General features: G+C 49.5%; 1 pseudogene. It reads left to right on the plus strand.

The annotated features are described in order from the left end of the window. A pseudogene (locus tag PG728_RS09305) lies at positions 1–602 on the plus strand (glycoside hydrolase domain-containing protein); the annotation flags it as partial.

The raw sequence follows: 602 nt of genomic DNA on the forward strand, positions 1-602 counted from the left end.
CTGCAAATCGAGCTGGGTATCACAGCCACAGCGAATAACTTCGGTGCCGGGACACGGTCACGCTTCAAGAATCGTTGGCCGAACGGGATCAGCAAAAATGATTCTACCAGTAACGTGCATGGCATTATCCAAGGAGCCCTGTGGTGTAAAGGATACCCAGCAGAATACGGAGGTATCACAACTAAGTTTACTGATAATGTTGCTTCTTCGATTCGGGATTTGAAGAGCGATATCGGGTTATCGTCATCATCTTCCACGATTGATCTGGAGCTGATGATGGCATTGCTATCAATGAAGCAGTTCAAACTGTTGTCTGCCTACGGCGGGAAAGATTCTATCCGCACGATTCAACGAGAAATAAACCAACGTTATAAGGCATACACGGGCATTGTTCCAACTGATGGCTTGTATGGGCGTGAAATGAACACTGCCCTGATCCAAGTGTTGCAAGCTATCGAGGGTTTCACCCCTGCGGAGGCAACCGGTAACTTTGGTAACGGCACCCGATCACGCCTACAAACGATTAGTGGTGGCTCGAGCCAGTGGGTGTGGCTTGGTACGGCAGCACTCGTGTGCAACGGAATCGGACAGAATGCAGTCAA

Origin of the sequence: Varibaculum timonense (genome assembly GCF_027694345.1) — a bacterium.
GTDB lineage: Bacteria > Actinomycetota > Actinomycetes > Actinomycetales > Actinomycetaceae > Varibaculum > Varibaculum timonense_A.